The 492-nt window shown below is 74.0% G+C and carries 1 protein-coding gene; it reads left to right on the forward strand.

The annotated features are described in order from the left end of the window. Window positions 1-141 precede the first annotated feature (141 nt). On the forward strand, window positions 142-492 hold a 351-nt coding region (locus tag LVY72_RS24130), incomplete at its 3' end, for a coenzyme F420-0:L-glutamate ligase (protein WP_237827475.1).

Consider the following 492-nt stretch of genomic DNA (forward strand, 5'->3'; position numbering starts at 1 on the left):
GCCCGCCGCGGCAGCCGCCGTCTGACCGGTCCGCTCCCACATCCCCGGCCCGGCGGCCGTGGGCCGTTAAGGTGGCCGGTAGGAACGTCTGCCGCCCAGGCGCTTATGCCCGCGCCCATCCCAGCTTCGGAAGGTATCCACATGTCCGGCTTTTCCGTCACCGCCCTTCAGGGCATCCCCGAAATCCGCCCCGGCGACGACCTTCCCGCCCTGATCGGCGGCGCCCTGGCCGCCGCCCCGGACGGGGTCCGGGACGGGGACATCCTGGTGGTCACCAGCAAGATCGTCTCCAAGGCCGAGCACCGCCAGGTCCCCGCCGCCGACCGGGAGGCGGCCATCAGCGCCGAGACCGTGCGCCTGGTCGCCGCCCGCACCCACGCGCACGGCACCACCCGGATCGTGGAAAACCGGCAGGGCCTGGTCATGGCCGCCGCCGGGGTGGACAACAGCAACACCCCGCACGGCACCGTCCTGCTGCTGCCGGCGGACCCG

This window comes from Arthrobacter hankyongi, from assembly GCF_022012395.1.
Lineage (GTDB): Bacteria > Actinomycetota > Actinomycetes > Actinomycetales > Micrococcaceae > Crystallibacter > Crystallibacter hankyongi.